This window comes from Phycisphaerae bacterium (genome assembly GCA_035384605.1).
Taxonomy (GTDB): domain Bacteria; phylum Planctomycetota; class Phycisphaerae; order UBA1845; family PWPN01; genus JAUCQB01.
Genome location: DAOOIV010000040.1, coordinates 24,536 through 41,848, shown reverse-complemented (window position 1 = coordinate 41,848; position 17,313 = coordinate 24,536). Strand labels below are relative to the sequence as shown.

Genomic DNA, 17,313 nt, shown 5'->3' with positions numbered 1-17,313 from the left:
GGGCCGAGCGAGCGAGAATGTGGCCCGGAAGGGATTCCGGGCCGAGCGAGCGAGAGTGTGGCCCGGAAAGGATTCCGGGCCGAGCGAGCGAGAGTGTGGCCCGGAAGGGATTCCGGGCCGAGCGAGCGAGAACGTGGCCCGGAAAGGATTCCGGGCCGAGCGGTTCGGTTGGAGGCGCATGCCCACGCAGAGCCGTGGGCATGGCACCCGGTTGGCCTGCCCTACCTGCTTATTATTGACTGGCACTGTTGAGCGAGACCGACGCTGATCACGCCAAGGTTGTTTCTCTCAACGAGCGACTTGTCGATCCGATGCTGACGACGGCTTGGACGCTGACCGAAGTTGGCGGCGCTCTCGCATCGTACGGTGTTGCCCGAACGGCACCCAAATGCTAGGATAAACAGCGTGTCGGGGCGCTCCGGATCGGCAGCGGGACGGTTTGCGGTCTTGTGAGGTAGCAGCGTCTCGGCGACAGCAGAGCGGCGGGGCGGCCGTTGAAGGCAAGCCTGGAGTTTGGGGAGGCTTGGCGTGGTAGACAAGGAGATACTGGAGGTTGAGAGGCCGCGGCCGTTCCCAGGGCTGCGAATACATGTCTCGGATGGGGGCGCACCTAGGAAGTCAGGCATCCGGAGATGATGCTGGTGACGCGGATCCTGGTCGTCGTCGCGCCGGCTGAAGGTGAGGAGGTTCCGCAGCGCAGGGGTCTATTGCGACCCGGTGCACGTTACCCGGATCGAGCCGATTAGCACAACCTTGAAGGCTTCGTGACTTTGTGCGTGTTCCTGTGCGAGGAGTACGCTGATGGATTGCAGATCTCGAATTGCAGAGTGTAGAACATGGGTCGAGATCGCAGATTCCACCTGGATTACGCATAGTCGTTGGGTCATCTGACCACGGATTGCACGGATATCACGGATCGGAGCAGGACTGGGAAGATGGTGCGCGGGCGTAGACCCTGCGGCGGGTGATGGCGGGCGGCCGGCGTTGACCGTGGCTTGTTGGATTTCATGAAAACGAGGAGTGCGGGTACGGTGAGCAGATCAGTCGTTTTGAGTTTCGCAATGATCGGAGCGAGTTATGCCTACGCGGAGGCCGACGTGAAGGTCTGGACCCGTCTGGTGGGGAGCACGAATTATGACCTGGGATACGCGGTGGCCGTGGACCCCGCGGGCAACTGCATCATCGCAGGGGCGACCCAGGGTTCGCTGGCGGGCTCGAACGCGGGGCGCTACGACCTGTTCGCGGCGAAGTATGACCCGTCGGGCAATCGCGTGTGGCTGGCCCAGCGAGGAACCGCCGAACGGGAATTCGCTTACGGGGTCGCGACGGATGCCACCGGCAACGTCTACGTGACGGGGTACACCGGCAGCGGCCTCGACGGGAACAAGAGCCTGGGGGAGTGGGACATTTTCCTGATGAAATTCGGACCGACCGGCAACTGGCTGTGGACCAGGCAGGATGGGACCGGCCCGGACGACGAGGGTCGTGCCGTGGCCACGGATTCGTCGGGCAACGTGTATGTCACCGGCTACGTGAGGGGCAATTTTCACGGAATCGCGCGGGTGGGGTCGGCAGACGTTTTCATCAGCAAGTATGACCCGTCCGGCAACCGGTTGTGGTCCGCGCTGTTCGGCTCGACGGAAGTCGATGAGAGTTTCGGGATCACGTGCGATGCCTCCGGCAACGTCTTCGTCACGGGGTGGTGCAGCGGGAGCATTGAAGGCAATCCTTATCTGGGCAACGGCGACAATTTCCTGGTGAAGTACAACAGCAGCGGGCAGAGGCAGTGGTTGCGGGTGTGGGGCACGGCCAACAAGGATACGGGTTATTCAGTGGCCTGTGACGCGGCCGGCAACGTCTACGTTTCCGGCTACTCGGCGGGGCCGCTTTATGCTTCGCCGGAGGGCAACCGCGATTACTTCCTGGCCAAGTATGATGCGTCGGGGAATCTGTTGTGGGGAAGACAGACGGGCACGGCGGGGCACGATCAGGGTTGGGGCGTGGCGACGGACCTTGCCGGCAACGTCTATGTGGCCGGAGAAACGGGCGGGCCGCTTGATGGAAACGTGCATCAGGGCGGGCTGGACGTTTTTCTGAGCAAGTATGATGCCGCGGGAACGCGTCTGTGGACGGCCGAGCTTGGCACCGCCGGCGAGGATTGGGCCGATGGCGTCGCGGTCGCCGGCAACGGGGACGTCTTTCTCGGCGGCACGACGACGGGGAACCTTGATGGCAACGCGAACCAGGGGCTTCAGGACGCGTTTGTCATGAGATTCAGTCCTGCCGCGAGCGTGCTCCCGGCCGAGCCGACCGACGCCGTGGCGACCCCCGCGACGATCTACAGGGGCTGCACCTCATCCCAGCTTTCCGCGACTCCGGGCAGCGGCGGCGACACCGTCGAGTGGTTCACCGTCAGTTGCGGGGGTACGGAGGTGACCGGGGGTGCTTCACCGATGGTCAGCCCGAGCGTTACCACCGAGTATTACGCAAGAACCAAGGACTCGGTTACAGGCCTGACGAGCAGCACGTGCGCGACCGTTGTTGTTACGGTCAACCTGCCTCTTCCGGCGGACCTCGACCAAGACTGCGACGTGGATCGATCAGACTTCAACATTTTCACTGCCTGCCTGTCGGGTTCGTCGGTACCCTGGGGTTCGGGGTGCGACGGCAGTGACCTTGACGAAGACGGCGACGTGGATCAATTGGATTTTGGCATGTTCCAACGCTGCTACAGCGGGGCAGACAAGCTGTTCGATCCCAACTGTGCGGATTGACATGGACGGCAGGATGCCGGTTCCGCACCATTGTTGACGGGCAAGATGGCGGCCCCGCGGAACGGCCCGCGTTCACGTGGTCCGGAAGCTCGCCCAGTCGATGCCCAGTTTTCTCATGCGTGCGCGAAGAGTGTAGGGGTTGATTCCCAGCAGTTTTGCGGCGCCGTAGGGGCCTTCGATGCGGCCGTGGGTTCGCTGTAAGGCCCGTTTGATGTGTTGGGCCATGGCTGCGTCGAGAGTGATCACCGCGTCATTGTCGTGGGCCTGAACGGTCGGGAGCAATCGGGTGTGGTTTGCCTGGCGGGGGGCAATTCGCGTGTTGACGCCAAGTGCCGCAGCGACTTCGAGGCGTCGTCCCATTCCGAGAATGGCCGCCCGCTCGATGACCGCCGACAATTCGCGTACGTTCCCCGGCCAATCGTATGAGACGAGCAAATCGTTATCCTCGGGGGTAGGGACCAGCGGCGGCGTGCCGAGTCGCTTGGCGGCGCGGAGGGCAAAGTGGCCGGCCAGCATGGGGATATCCTCGATTCGCTCCCGCAGCGGCGGGATGCGAACCACGAAGACGGCGATGCGGTACCAGAGGTCTTCGCGGAAAGTGCCCTCGGCGACCATGGCATGGAGATCGCGGTTGGTGGCGGCCACCAGGCGGACGTCCACGTGGAGCGGCCGCTGTCCCCCGACCCGTTCGAATGAGCCGTCCTGAAGAATGCGAAGCAAGCGGACCTGGGCGGCCAGCGGGAGTTCGCCGACCTCGTCGAGGAACAGCGTGCCGCCGTCGGCCCGCTCGAACCAGCCTTTGCGCGTCGCCACCGCTCCGGTGAAGCTGCCTCGCTCGTGACCGAACAGCTCGGAATCGATCAGTTCGGGGGGTATGGCTCCGCAGTTGACTCGCAGGAACGGTCCGGCACTTCGCGGCGAGCCCTTGTGGATGGCCCGGGCGACGACTTCCTTGCCCGAGCCCGTCTCGCCGAGGATGAGCACGGGGACGTCCGAATGGGCAACGAGGTTGACGCGTTCCATCACTTCCTTCAGGCCGGTCTCTGAACCCACCACCGAGTCGCTGATGTCCTGGCGCCCGAGCCGGGCCAGGAGCGAGCGGTTGTCGGCCTCTACGGCCTCGCGCAGTACGCTCAACTCCCGCAACTGGCGGTCGTTTTCGAGGGCCACGGCAAAAGGTTCCAGAAGCGCGGTTGCCAATTCCTCATGTTCGCGCCGCAAGCCGGAGCGGCGCTGCGTTGCGAGCACGAGCACGCCGACGGGTTCATCTTCGCGGTTCAGGGAGCCGACCATGACCTGTCCTTCGACCCCTGCGGGCAGCAAGGCGGGGTGGATTTGTCGAATCGTCGTGGCGTCGTCGCGGAGGACCTTGCCTTCCCGGCACCAAGCCAACAGTCGCCTGAACTCGTCGGGGCTGCACTCGTTGCGTGTTTGTTCGGGGGCGGCTGCGGTGCCGCAGACGCCAGCCGCGACCGTTTCCACGGCCGATCGGGGGGCGTCGAGCCGTCGCACCAGAACCAAGTCGACCGGCACTCTGCGGGTGAGGACCGGCCCTATTCGGGAGACTGATTCACCAATCTCGATGTGCTTGCAGGCTTCCCGCCAAACATCCAACAAAACGGGCATGAATCGTCTCATGAGCAATACCGTTAAATATGACGGATCACTGGCAAATAAGACACCTATTCTATGATATTTAACGGACTTTTCAAGAGAAGCGCTTAGCTGTTTTGGCAAAGGCCCCGCACAGTACTGATAATGCGTTTTTGGGACCTGGCACAAGGTTTGCCTATATTCTCATTGTCTGGGGGGGGAAGCTGCAAGCCGTGGAACGTACAGAGGGGTCGTTTTTGGGAGAATTAGCCACCTGTCGGCGGCCACACCGGTGAGTTGGGATAGGGACAGCTGACCGCCTGCCGGGTGTGTGAGATGGGAGACACGACGCATGGCGGACAATGCGCTAGTCGGCAAATCAATCCAAGCGGCGGGGGTGCCTCGGCGTTTTTGGCTTCTCGGGCTCGGCATGGCAGGCGTCTTGGGTTTCCTTGCGGTACATACCTTGTACCCCGAATGGCATCTGCTGCCGCAGGCGACAAGCCAGTACCGTCCGGCGACGCTGCTGGCCGTGTTTCTGGCGGCATTCATTTGCGAGTATATCGATTCGGCCCTCGGCATGGGTTATGGGACGACGCTGAGCCCGATGCTGCTGATGTTCGGTTTTGACCCGCATGCAGTTGTGCCCTGCGTTCTGATCAGCGAACTGATTACCGGCGTGACGGCCACGCTCATGCACCATCGGGACGGCAATGTGGACTTTTTGCGGGACAAGAATGCTCGCGGAACGGCCATCCTGCTTTCTGTTCTGAGTGTTGTGGGAGCGGTGATCGCGGTCCGACTAGCCAACAAGCTTTCTGTTCCAGGGCTGAGGTTGGCGATCGCCACGGTGATCCTGGCGACGGGCGTTTTCACGCTGGCCACGGTTCGGCGGCAGCTTCGTTACCGCAAGAGCCATATTATCACTGTGGGGGCCATTGCGGCGTTCAACAAGGGTCTCAGCGGAGGCGGGTACGGCCCGTTGGTAACGGCGGGGCAGGTCGTCTCGGGGCTGTCTCCAAAGCATGCCGTGGCGATCAGCTCTCTGGCTGAAAGCTTCGTCTGCCTGGTGGCGATCATCGCCTCGCTGTGGCTGGGGAAGGACCTGAATTGGGGTCTGGCTTTGCCTCTGGCCGTCGGAGCGGTGATGTCGGTTCCGTTGGCCACGATGACGGTTCGCTGGTTGCCGGAGAAGGCTATGCGGGCCAGCGTCGGTGTGATGACCATTGTTCTGGCGATTGTCATGCTGACCGGCGGGAAAGCATGAGTGGGGCCGGGGGTTTTGAGGCACATCACGGCGCACTGGCGTCATAGAACGGCGGGCCTATCTGGAAGTGTGAGGAAACGACGGAGCGGTCAGCCCGGGTGAGGCCGGTCGCTGCGTTTTTCCGTTTTGTGAGCCGTGGGGGGTGGATCAGTCCGTTGGTGACGCGGGCGGTGCCGTGCGAAAGCCGGCCACTTGCTCGACATCGGTTCGGCGGTCCTGGGCGATCATCCGAAGCGCATCCTCCAAGCCTGTGTCGATCAGGATGGCGGTTTGATCGTCAGCGGAGACCGCAAAATCGCAATTCAGGTGTATGGCCGTTTGTGTGCCGTAGGGCGTGTTCCGGGAGCGGGCCTTTTTCCAATCAGGCGTGTGACCATCTTTGACGGCAATGCTTTCCTCGGGGCAGATGAGCCGCACCTGGCTGTACCGCCCTGGGGCCAGGTCGGCGCTGGCGAGTACGCAGGGCCGTCCTTCGTTTGTTTGCAGCAGATCGATGACTTGCTCGCCGTCGCGGATGACGACCCAGGCATCGTGATTGTCCGCATGTCGGACCTCGATGCGCGAGACCGTCAGCCTGGTTGTCCCAACCCGCTCCGCAAGGCATGGACTGTTTTTGACAAGCACCCGAAGTGTGCCCGTTTCCCTGTGGGGCCGAGGGGCGAAGCCGCGTCCCACAGAAGAACCGCCAAGAAGAAGACCGAGGGTGATCGCCAACACGCAGACCGACGAACACGCGCCGATACCGATACGCTTTGCGAATGTGTGCATCACGTTAAATATAGTAAATGTGGCGGGGCAAGGGCGGGCAATTCGATCAGCCGACCGCATCTGTTTCAATGGGCGGGGGTTGTCAATCGGTTGTTATCGGGAGTCCTTTTGTGACTGCGCCTGCAAACGTCATGTTTTCGGACTCACCGGGTAGCCGGCCCGCCGGAAAACCATGAGCCCCGAGCAGGATCGCTGCCCGGGGCCCTGTTGGCATTCTCAGGTTGTGCTTTGGGGGATCATTCCGCCTTATAGCTGATCCCGGTCAGCGGTTTGCCGTCCGGGTCGCGGATGGCACAGCAGAAGGCCCAGTCACCGCCGCCCTGAACAACCTTGATAAGCAATGTGTTTTCGCCCTTTTTCAGCGTCGCCTTCACTTTGTCCTGGTCGCAAGCGCAGGGGCGGTTGACCTTGTTGGCATGGATCAACTGTCCGTTGAGCCAGACCTTGATCGCATCGTCGCTGCCGAAGGCCATCTGCACCTCTCGCTCGCTTTCGGAGATGACCGTCGTCCGCACGTAGGCGCAGCAATTGTTGCCCTTGCCGAGATCGAAGTGCCCGGGATGGTCGGGGTTGGTGACATTGAGCGGCTTCCATTCCTTAACATTGCCCTGCGGTTCCTCGGGCGGAAAGACGACGTCAAAGGTTTCCAGGCCTTCCTTGCCCTTCTGCTTGTAGGGGCCGCTGACCATCCAGGACGTGCAGTAGCTCGTCAGCGCGTCCCGCAGGGCGTCAATGGCGTTCTTTTCCGAGTCGGTTTTTGTGAGTCTGGAGAGCTTGTCGACAGCGTCGAGAGCCGCTGCATGGTTGCGTCCGGCAATGCGCTTTGACACCGACACCGCCGCCGCAAACGCTTCAGCGTGCAGATCGCCGTCGACCAGCGACATCAATTCGTCGAGTGCCTTGACGCTGGGGATATCGCCGATTGCCGACACGATGAGTTTCTTGTCATCGGCGTTATTGGCGAGACTCATTGCCGTAGTCAGGGTCTGGAGGCGCTCCTCGGGGCCGCCCTGTTCGCGTGCCAGCCGCACGTAACCGCGAAGGGCGACCGAGCGGTGCGTTGCGTTCTCGCTCGACTTGGCGATGAGCAGCAGGGCATCCATCGCCGAGGCGTCGCCGAGCTGGGCCAGCGCCAGAACCGCCGCATCCTTGACCGCGGGTTCCTTGGCTTCGCGTGCCAGCCGGGCCACTGCCTGACGGGCTTCGGGGCCGCGCTGGCCGAGAACGTCGATGATCAGTTCCGCCGTTTCGGGTTGTGCGTTTCCGAGAGCGGCCAGCAGCTTCCGGGTCACCTCGTCGCCGGGGATTTCCTGGATGCTGCGAGCGGCGACCATCCTCATGCGGGCGTCATCGCCGTTAAGGACGTCGAACAGCATGGGGAGGGCCTTGGTCCCGCGTGCGGCGGCAATGCCCTGGAAGCCGGCGATGCGAATACTCTCCGGCCGGCTCTTGTCATAGAGCCGCTCGTAAATTGCCGCTGCCTGGTCGGCCGAGCCCTTGGCGATCAACTCTTCGCCGCATTTCATGGCCGCTTCGGCTATCGAGGCGTGTAATGTGGGGCGAGGCTTTTCCAGCAGTGCGGTGACGGCCTTGATTGCCTCGGGCGTCCGAATGTCGCCCAGGGCGCACACGGCGGCGGTCGCCACGGCGTCATCCGGGCTGCTCGTCAACTTGGCGATTGCGTCCACCGCCTGACCGTCCCTGCGAAATGCGAGGCCGTTGATCATGGCGATCTGCCACTTGGACGTGTCGGCTCGGGCCAACTCGGCCCGAAGCGATGCTCCGGCTTGCGGCGAGGGATTGTTTACGAGCGCGCGCCGGGCGGTTTCGCGGATGTCGGCGTCCTCATCGCGCAGCAGCTCTGTCAGCCTGGCCACGACCTCGTCGCGGCCCAGGGGCTCAACCTTGCGCAGGATCCAGATGCGGGCCGGCTTGGGCACATCGGGGCCCACCTTGGTCATCATTGCTCTGCAGAGGGCTTCGCGCTCGGCTGCTTTGCCGGGAGCCCCGGCCTCGTGGCAGAGCTTTTCGAGGGCCTGTTGGGGATCCTTGCGTTTTGGGATGTCCGGATCGCTCATGCCGGGTATCCACTCGGTAATCTTGTCAATGTACTGCTTCTCCAGATCGGATGCAGGCGCAGCCGCCGTGGTGTTCAAGAGACAGGCCGTTGCCGCCAGAGTCAGCAGCCCAAGAAGCGTGCATTTTCTCATCATGTGATGTTCTCCTCAGTTGTTACAGACGCCATGGAGCCCGTTTGGGGCGGTCCATCCAGCGGCTTGCCTCGCTGTCACCGATGATTTCCCGTTTTTCCGGGTCCCATTTGATTGGGCGCCCCAGCCAGTAAGCGATGTTGGACAGGTGGCACACGGTCACCGAGCTGGCCCCGATGGCCACATCGCAAATGGGCCGCTTGCGCGAGCGGATGCAGTTGATCCAGTCCTGCCGATGGCCCGGGCTCTTGTAGAGGTGAACATCGTTCGGGCCGAGAGGTTCTTCGGCGATCGATTTGGGCTCGGCCTGGAAGTAACCTCGGTTCACCTCGATGTCGCCTTCCGTCCCGCTGAAGAGCACTCCGTTGGCCTGGGCCCGCTGCATGATCACGCCGTTGGCATACTTGAAGGTCATGTGTTCGACGTCTTTGCCGTTGGGCGGAATGATCTCGACGGGCCCGCTGCCGTCCATGCCCATGCCCCATTGGGCGATGTCATAGTGGTGAGCGCCCCAGTCGGTGGTCATGCCGCCGGAGTAGTCTCGGATCTTTCGCCACCCGCCGCCGTAGTTGCCGCTGCATCGTTCGGCGTTGTATGGTTGCCAGGGGGCCGGTCCCAACCAGCGATCCCAATCGAAGCCCTCGGGCACAGGTTGCTCGGGCAGATAGGCTTCTTGTGAAGGCTCGCCGATGTTGACGGTGACCGTCTGCAGTTTGCCGATCCGGCCGCTGCGGACCAGTTCGCAGGCCAGACGGAATTCGCGGTCGCTGCGCTGCTGGCTGCCCGTCTGGAATACGCGGCCATAGCGCCGAACGGTATCCACGAGGTCCCATGCCTCCTTGATGGTCAAGGTCAGCGGCTTCTCGCAGTAGATGTCCTTTCCTGCCCGGGCGGCCGCGCAGGCGATGATCGCGTGCCAATGATCGGGAACGGCGATCAGGACGGCGTCGATGTCGTCACGGGCGAGCAGGTCTTCGAAATTGTTGTAAGCCGCGCAGCCTTTGTAGTCGCCGGCCTGGCGATCGGCCGCGTACTTCTTGTCGGCCTGTTCTTTTCGCCTTTCCCGCACGTCGCGACGGACGTCGCAGGCGGCCAGGACTTGGAGCTGCTTGTCTTCCAGGAAGCCGTCAAAGTGCCCCCCGCCCATGTTTCCGATCCCGATGAAGCCGACGGTGATGCGTTCGCTGGGAGGCAGCCATCCTCCGCGTCCCAATGCCCAAGCGGGCACGAAATAGGGCACTGCCAGTGCCCCGGCCGCCCTTTTCAGCAGCGTCCGCCGACTCACCCTTGCTCGTTGAGTCATAACCAACCCTTTCCCTTTGAGAATCTCGATCGATGCCCGGATCGACCGGTGATCCGGCGCGACTTTGAGGATGACAGCTTACCACCGGCAGGGGGACGTGGAAATGGCCGACCGTGTCTCAACAGGGGGCTTCAAGTCGGGTCTGCGGCGCGGCCGGCAGGGGTATGTTGTGGCTGGAACGGGCGGGTTCTCCGCCCGTGCAGGCTCGGGCGGTAGAAAAGACCGGAGGCATGCCGCCAATGGCGTCCCTGCCCGAATCGTCTCACTGCCTCGGGGAGCTCACCGGTCCGGGACAAGTCCGAAATGGTTTGGGCGAGGGTGGCATCGGATGAGCATCCGAAGGTTTTTGACCACAGTCGTTAAAAAGAAGAGCCACACGACCACCGTCGTATGGCTCTCAGGTGCTGTTGAATTCCGTCAGCCCGGTCGGGCAACCTTACCGTCGGCGATACAGGCATGCCAGGCCGCCGAGGGCCAGCAAGATCATCGCCGCCGGTTCGGGCGTGACGACCAGGTTATCGATCCGGACCGAACCCGGAGAATTCATGCTCCGGATCTTGATCACGAAGGCCATGCTATCAGCCGTTGCCACGAAGTCGCGTGACTGCTGATGGTAATTGCCGTCCCAGTTCCCCAGACCGATCCATGTCGAGCCGGTCAGGTGGCCGGGGTAATCTTCGGTGGCTCCCCAACCGATCGGATTATCGGGGACGTTCATGACATTGAAGGAAGCACTGGGCTGGTGGTCGTCTCCCGTTTTCAGTCCGGGATTTCCTTTGTCGAACCCGACATCAGCCTGGAAATCGAACGTCAGGGTGTAAGCTTGGCCCACTGTCAGGCCGGTGATGAAGGTGCCGGCGAAGATGTCATTCCAATCTCCACCGCCGGGCGTCATCTTCAGGGCGGCATTGCCCTCGGTGAGATTCGTGGAAGAACTGACAGCCCAGTTCCCCCAGTTGTTCCAGCTCTGTTGGGCGAACTTCCAGCCAGCGGGCACCTGTGAGGCGGTACCATTGAGAACCTTGAAGTCGCCACCCGCCCAAGCGGCCTCGTTATCGAACTCGCCCTCGATGTCGACGGTCGCACTGCTGTAAGGCAAGTTCACACCGTCGGACCAGACGACTGCGGCCGTGGCCGGCATCCCGAACGCCAGGACGGCCAACAATCCACCAGCAATAGTTAGAAAGTTCTTCATCTTCGACTCCTCCTCTTTGAAAGACTAAAGACCGCCGATACTTGAAACCCTCGGACGAATTGGCTTGGTCGTTTGCCCTCTACAGCCTTTCGCCTCCTTGGAGTGTTAAGGCGGACCGCCTTTTTGCGGGCCGCAACCCAAGCGCTCTGCGATCCAGAAACATGCGCGCAAGGCGCACAGATGTCTGGCTGTAAGGTTCTAAGTGACAGCCTGTATCATAACGGGTGCCCCATAGCGCGGCAAGACAGAAACTGCCGAGAATTCGTCCTCGCGCTGGTCGAACGGCATGCGGCTTTCAGCTTCGGTAAAGTATTGGCGCATTAGGATCATCTGAGGCAATAATATGTTGATTAGGGTAATGACCATCAACCATAAATGAAAAACCAGATCACTTGATTTTGATCTGTTCGTGCCATCAGATTACGGTTTGGAGGCGGGTTGGGCGTGGGGCTGGAGAGCAAGGGCCACGTTCATCCTGGGCGAGGGCGTTTCGTGGGCCGATTGCCGGTCCAGAGGGTGCCACGCGCAGGGTGGCGGCGGTACCCGGATAGCAGCCGAATCGCCAAGCAGGCCGGTATCGCCTAAGGCGGACCGCCTTTTTGTGGGCCGCAACCCAAGGGTACCGCGATCCAGAAACATGCGCGCAAAATGCGCACCAGTCGCGACGGAAGAGACTATATTGTCTGATCGCAGCGGCACTGTTGGGCGTCGTGTTTCCTGGTGAGCGGCGGCAGAGGCGCTCGCGCTATGGTCAGAATTATGGCGTACTGGAACAGAAGGCAAGCCGGGCGGTGCCGGTGGGGCGTGGTGCTCGTCGCGGCTGCGGTTGCTGTTGTCGTCCTGCCATGTTGGGTTTGCGCCGAGCAGTCCCGGGCGTCCAAGCCGGCGGCCATCGGTACGAGATTCGGTAAAGATATCCCCAAGTATCGCATCTACCCGCTTCGCAACGGTCGATGCGAGATCGCCGGTAATGACGCGTTTGAGGGGGGCGATCCGGCGCAGAGTTATGAATACGTTCTCTATGTCTGGCTGATTCTCGGGGGCGACAAGCCGATGCTCGTCGACGCGGGGCTGAGCGATGTCGCGGAGATGAACCGAGGAGCGGCCGCGGTGTTGAAGAAGCCGATCACTCAGGACCCGACGGAAACCGTGGCCGCGCAACTTGCCCGATTCGGCCTGAAGCCCGCGGAGATCGGCCACGTGTTCATCACTCACCTGCACTTCGACCACGTGGACGGGCTGGATGCTTTCACCAACGCCAGGATCTACATCGGAAAGCAAGAATGGCAACTGGCCACGGCCAATGACTGCAAGGGCAGTTGGGGCCACGGCCGCATCATGTTCATGCTTCGGGACAACCCCGAGTGGAACAAGCGTCTGGTGCTCGTCGAGGACGAGGAGGTCTTGCCGGGCATTGAGTCGTTCTTTGTCGGCGGACATACGCTGGGCTCGACGGCCTATCAGGTCAACACCGCGCACGGGCGTACGGTGCTCACCGGCGATACGGTGTCGCTGCTTGCCAACATCGAGAAGGACATTCCTGTCGGCGTGCGGATGGACCTGGATCAGTGCAGGGCCGGCATGAAGAAGATCCGCGAAAGAGCGGACATCGTCCTACCCAGCCATGACCCGACGACCCCTCGTCGCTGGCCTCCGGTCGCGCCGGGTTTGCCGCGATATACCATCCGGGCCATCAAGGTCGGCCAATGTGAGGTCCGCGAGTATATCAGCTTCCAAGACAGCGAGGGCCAGGACACGCGCATGTATAACCTGTACGTTTGGGCCGTTCTCGGCGGCCCGCACCCGATTCTTGTTGAGACTGGCCCGAATCCCAAGCATGTCGGCGATTTCAACAGGGCCACGGCCAAGTACATTCCCGGCGGCGTCAGGCAATTGCCGGAGGAAGACACGCTCATTGCTCTGAAGCGGGTCGGCATCGATCCATCTGACGTCAGTCACGTCATCGTGACACACCTGCACGCGGATCATTACGACTATTACCCTGCTTTCCCCAACGCCCGGTTGGTGGTGAACCGGCGAGAGTATGAACAGACTCGCGGTGACGCCGACAACCCCGAGGACCGCGGTCACTTGAATCCCGAAGTTTTCGCTGCGATCCGCTCGCATCCTGAAAAGCTCATTCTGGCGGAGGACCAGGAGATCCTTCCGGGCATCCGAACGGTCCCGCTGGGTTGCCACACGCCCGGCAGCCAGGGAGTGCTGGTTCAGACGCACGTCGGGCCAGTGATGCTCACGGGCGATGTTGTCTACCTGTACGAGAACATCGAACGAGACCGCCCGGCCCGGAGTCCCGATCCGCGAGTCTGCCAGGAAGCCATGGCCAAGATCCGGACACTGGCCGACATTGTGTTGCCTGCCCATGACCCGCTGACGCTTGTTCGATGGCCGGGCGGCGTCATCGGCGCCGAACCGGGCAGCGTGGCGACGCGGCAAGCCGCGAAATGACGGGCTTATCAATACTGTCAAGCCATGCACGGACCGCACAGGACATCGGTGCGAGGCATACCAGCCATTGCCAGTCAATAGGAAGCCGGGCTGACGAGAATCCGCCCTGACTTGTTCTCCGCGCTGAGCGGGCGTGGGCCCAATCAAAATCGCCAGATAGCGCGCCCGATGACCGATAAAAGCCATTAGTATGGTCCACCCTCGTGGACAGGCGATTCTCCACGTGATCGGTGTCTGTCACGGCGGCGTACAGACGGTGCGATTAAAGACCTATCCGGAAACCCCGAACGTCGACCGGCTGGAAGGCGGTCCCACACGGACTCCGGTGATAGGCTCCAGGTCGCCGCGACCTTCATCCAGGTCGGACCGCCTTTTTGCGGGCGGCAACCCAAACGCGCTGTGATCCCGAAACGTGCGCGCAGAATGGGCACTGGTTGCGACGGGCAAGACCAAGACGGCCTTGGTGAGCGGGCCGCGCTGCTCACGTACGTTCAACCTATGAGGATGCCAGTGTCGAGTGCCGGGGTGCGGTCGCCAGGCAGGCGAATGACGACGGTCATTCTTTTCCTGCTTGCCCTGGTGGCAGGTCACAACTCGCAGGCGACGCACGGCGCCGAGTCAGCCAGAATCACGATTCTTGCTGCCCCACAAGCGATTTATCGCAAGACAATCGACAGCATCGAAACCGCCGCGAAACAGAAGAAGTGGTCTTACGTCATGGTGGAGTTGCCCGCACCCCCTGAGCAACCTCAGCCGGAAGACTCCGTCGATTCGGACAAGGCTTCAGCTTCGCCCGCGCCGGCGTCGCGACCGGCGTCTTCGGGTGTTTCTCTCCAGGACGTCCGGAGCCGCCTTGTTCAGACTCGGCCGGCGGTGGTGATCGCGGTCGGGACGGAGGCCACGATTCTGGCGCTGGAATCGGTTCCCGATGCGGCGGTCGTGTTTTGCATGGTGCCCAACGCTCTGGACGCATCTTTTCTGGCGGAGGACAGCCGACACAGGGCCCGCGTGGCGGGGGTCACCACGGATATTTCGCCGGTTGAGCAGATCGCGTGGGTGACGCAAATGGACGAGGGTGTCAAGAACATCGGCGTCCCGTTCAGCAGCCGAACGCGTCGCACGGTCGAGGCGCTGCGCAAAGCGGGGCAAGATCGCGGAATGACCATTACGCCGATCGAAACGAGCAAGAACGATTTTCTGAAAGCCGCGCGTCTTCTGGACAGCAATCGTTGCGACGGCGTCATCATGGTGCCGGATGCCGACGTGTATAACACGGCCACCGCGCAGCGCCTTCTTCTCTGGGGCATTCGTGCTCGCAAGCCGGTTTGGGCTTTCTCAAGCAAGATCGTCAAGGCGGGAGCGTTTGCCGGCTGGCAGGCCGATGACGAGTCTATCGGGCGCCAGACGGTCGATCTGGCCGACAAGATCGCGGGCGGCACCAAACCGGCATCGATCGGGGTGGTGTATCCGGCCAAGGTCATTTGCTCGATCAACCATCGAAGCACAGAGATGATCGGTATTTCGCTGGCCGACGACATATTGGCCAAGATTCCTGAACAGTACGGAAGGAACGACTAGGTGAGGATACTGCGGCGTACAACGAGATTGATCGACATGATGCCTCGAGCCGTGCAAACGGTGGAGCCGAGGGCGAGGGACGTCTGGAGAAGGCGGTTTCGTCCCCGGCCGTGGCCGGCGGCATGGGCGATCGCTTTGACTTTTCTTGCGAACGTCCCAGTTCTGGGTCAATCGCGGCCGGCCAGTGCACCGGCCGAGGATCCCGTGGGGCAGGCCGAAGCGCTCGATCGGTTCAGCCTGCCGCAGGACGGCTTGAACGACATGGAGGTGTTCAATCTGGACATACCCGAAGTAGACGTGGTACAGACCGCAACCAGAAGCCCGAAGCGGATCATGGACTTGCCTTACGCCGTCAGCGTGGTGACGGCCGACGACATCCGTCGATCGGGGGCGCGTTCGGTCCCCGACGCGCTGCGATTGTTGCCCGGAGTGGACGTTGCGGACCTGAGCTGGGGTTACTCCGGCGTGTCGACAAGAGGCGCCCACGGACTGACGGCCGATCAGGTTCTGGTGTTGATGGACGGCCGCCAGATGTTTGATCCCATCCTGGGAGCGACGTTCTGGTATTTCTGGCCGATCCAGCTTGAAGATATCGAGCGGATCGAAGTGCTCCGGGGTCCGGCGGGCGTCACGTGGGGTGCCAACGCGCTGAACGGCGTCATCAATATCGTGACCAAGGACCCTGCCGATCAGGTGGGTCTGACCAGTACCGTCAGTGGGGGATCACGAGGGGCCCACAAGGAGCACCTGGGATACGGCTATGCCGATGAGAAGCTCAAACTGCGGGTGTCAGGCGAATACGAGAGCAGCGACGGCTTCCGCAAGGGCGGTTCGATCCTGCAACAACTCGATGATGATTTTCTGGGCGGACGGACCGGCGTCCACATGGTCTATGACGCCACGCCGAAGGATGTTTTCACTCTGTCGGGCGGTAACAGCGTAGCCGGCGGGGGCAACCCGACTTCTCCGAGCTTCTTCCCTCCGGACAAACTCAGTCCCAGGTCGCAGACCGCCTTCCTGCTGGGCAAGTGGGATCATCGGGTCGCTCGTGACAACCAATTCGGCATCAATGCTTACGTCAACGACTACCATTTCGAGCCCGGCGCCAAGACGATCGACTATCGCTACCAGCAGATTGCTCTGGAGTTCAATCACAACTTCAAGCTGGGCGACAATCACACGCTGACGTGGGGTCTGGACAGCCGGACCGACCTGATTGACGGCACCAACTCGGATCCTCACTTGATGACCCGGGACTACGTCAGCAGCGCGACGATCGGTCTTTACGTGCAGGACGAGTGGAGGTTTGCTCCGCGATGGGCTCTGGAGCTGGGCGCCCGGATCGATTACGAGTTTTATGGGGGCTTTCAGCCGAGCGGGCGGATCGCCCTGTCCCACAAGTTTTCCGACGGCTCTCTGGCCTACGGAGCGGTGTCTCGGGCGTTCCAGATGCCGCCGGTGGGAGGCCGCTTTGCCGATTTCGTGCTGTACAGCGGCCTGATACACCAGACCGCCGACCCCGAGACGGACCCCCAGACGGTGATTGCGTATGAGTTAGGATACCGGAAGAAGTTCCTTTCGGACCGACTCACCACGAATTTCAACCTGTTCTGGCACGACATGGACGACGTGATCACCGCCACGACCATGGAATTCGGCCCGCCGGGCCTGCTTCAGGCGAAGTACGACAACCGGGCCTCCGCGGCGATGTACGGGTTCGAATTCGAGGCGAAATACGCGGCGACGAAACAGTTGACTTTGCTGGCCCACTATACCTATCAATGGATGGATTGGTTCGGGCACGTGCCGTACACCGACAAGGATTTCATCACCCCGCCCGAACACAAGTTCATGATCGGTGCACAGTACGATCCGGTGAAAGACCTGCATCTATCGGCTTATCTGCATTATGTCGATACGGTGAAAGCACCCAACGGGACCATGGCTCTTCTGCCGATGCAGATTCCGCCTTACTTGCGGCTCGACCTGAGGGCCGAGTACGAGTTCTGGAAGAAACAGGCCGCCGTGGCGGTGGGTGTTCGCAATCTTCTGGACCCGGACCATCCCGAGGGCGGGACGACCTTTCTCAACAATGCGGAAGTGCCGCGGATGGTCTACGCCGAATTTCGGCTGAGTCTCAAATAGTCCCGGCGTGCGGC

At 61.8% G+C, this 17,313-nt stretch carries 10 protein-coding genes; 5 read left to right on the top strand and 5 right to left on the bottom strand.

What is annotated here, in order from left to right; genetic code table 11:
• The first annotated feature begins 1,031 nt into the window (after positions 1 to 1,031).
• Positions 1,032 to 2,774 carry an SBBP repeat-containing protein gene (locus PLL20_10895; protein HPD30493.1) on the top strand — a complete coding sequence of 581 codons (1,743 nt, stop codon included), beginning with the start codon at positions 1,032 to 1,034 and terminating at the stop codon, positions 2,772 to 2,774.
• A gap of 72 nt (positions 2,775 to 2,846) precedes the next feature.
• Here PLL20_10895 and PLL20_10890 read toward each other — a convergent pair whose 3' ends face one another.
• Positions 2,847 to 4,400, bottom strand: coding sequence for a sigma 54-interacting transcriptional regulator (locus PLL20_10890; protein HPD30492.1), 1,554 nt, complete (start codon positions 4,398 to 4,400; stop codon positions 2,847 to 2,849).
• Between the two features lie 319 nt (positions 4,401 to 4,719).
• Here PLL20_10890 and PLL20_10885 point away from each other — a divergent pair, with 319 nt between their 5' ends.
• The gene (locus PLL20_10885; GenBank protein HPD30491.1) at positions 4,720 to 5,634 is read left to right on the top strand and encodes a sulfite exporter TauE/SafE family protein; all 915 of its coding nucleotides are present in this window, start codon (positions 4,720 to 4,722) and stop codon (positions 5,632 to 5,634) included.
• 147 nt (positions 5,635 to 5,781) lie between these two features.
• On the opposite strand, the gene PLL20_10880 is transcribed toward PLL20_10885, so the two are convergent.
• The 4 genes from PLL20_10880 to PLL20_10865 all read right to left on the bottom strand — a co-directional run bounded on the left by PLL20_10880 (position 5,782) and on the right by PLL20_10865 (position 11,110).
• Positions 5,782 to 6,402 (bottom strand): DUF4382 domain-containing protein, encoded by a 621-nt coding sequence (locus PLL20_10880; GenBank protein ID HPD30490.1) that lies wholly within the window; start codon positions 6,400 to 6,402, stop codon positions 5,782 to 5,784.
• A 236-nt stretch (positions 6,403 to 6,638) separates the two neighbouring features.
• The gene (locus tag PLL20_10875; protein HPD30489.1) at positions 6,639 to 8,615 is read right to left on the bottom strand and encodes a HEAT repeat domain-containing protein; all 1,977 of its coding nucleotides are present in this window, start codon (positions 8,613 to 8,615) and stop codon (positions 6,639 to 6,641) included.
• A 19-nt stretch (positions 8,616 to 8,634) separates the two neighbouring features.
• Positions 8,635 to 9,915 carry a Gfo/Idh/MocA family oxidoreductase gene (locus PLL20_10870; protein ID HPD30488.1) on the bottom strand — a complete coding sequence of 427 codons (1,281 nt, stop codon included), beginning with the start codon at positions 9,913 to 9,915 and terminating at the stop codon, positions 8,635 to 8,637.
• Between the two features lie 436 nt (positions 9,916 to 10,351).
• On the bottom strand, positions 10,352 to 11,110 hold the full coding sequence (locus PLL20_10865) for a PEP-CTERM sorting domain-containing protein (protein ID HPD30487.1): 759 nt from the start codon (positions 11,108 to 11,110) through the stop codon (positions 10,352 to 10,354).
• A gap of 747 nt (positions 11,111 to 11,857) precedes the next feature.
• Here PLL20_10865 and PLL20_10860 point away from each other — a divergent pair.
• The 3 genes from PLL20_10860 to PLL20_10850 all read left to right on the top strand — a co-directional run bounded on the left by PLL20_10860 (position 11,858) and on the right by PLL20_10850 (position 17,299).
• Positions 11,858 to 13,576: an N-acyl homoserine lactonase family protein gene (locus PLL20_10860; GenBank protein HPD30486.1), complete on the top strand. Its 1,719-nt coding sequence runs from the start codon at positions 11,858 to 11,860 to the stop codon at positions 13,574 to 13,576.
• Between the two features lie 546 nt (positions 13,577 to 14,122).
• Complete coding sequence (locus PLL20_10855; protein HPD30485.1) at positions 14,123 to 15,154, top strand: ABC transporter substrate binding protein; 1,032 nt, start codon at positions 14,123 to 14,125, stop codon at positions 15,152 to 15,154.
• Between the two features lie 204 nt (positions 15,155 to 15,358).
• Entirely contained in the window at positions 15,359 to 17,299 is a 1,941-nt protein-coding gene (locus tag PLL20_10850; GenBank protein ID HPD30484.1) for a TonB-dependent receptor, read from the top strand.
• Positions 17,300 to 17,313: the final 14 nt, after the last annotated feature.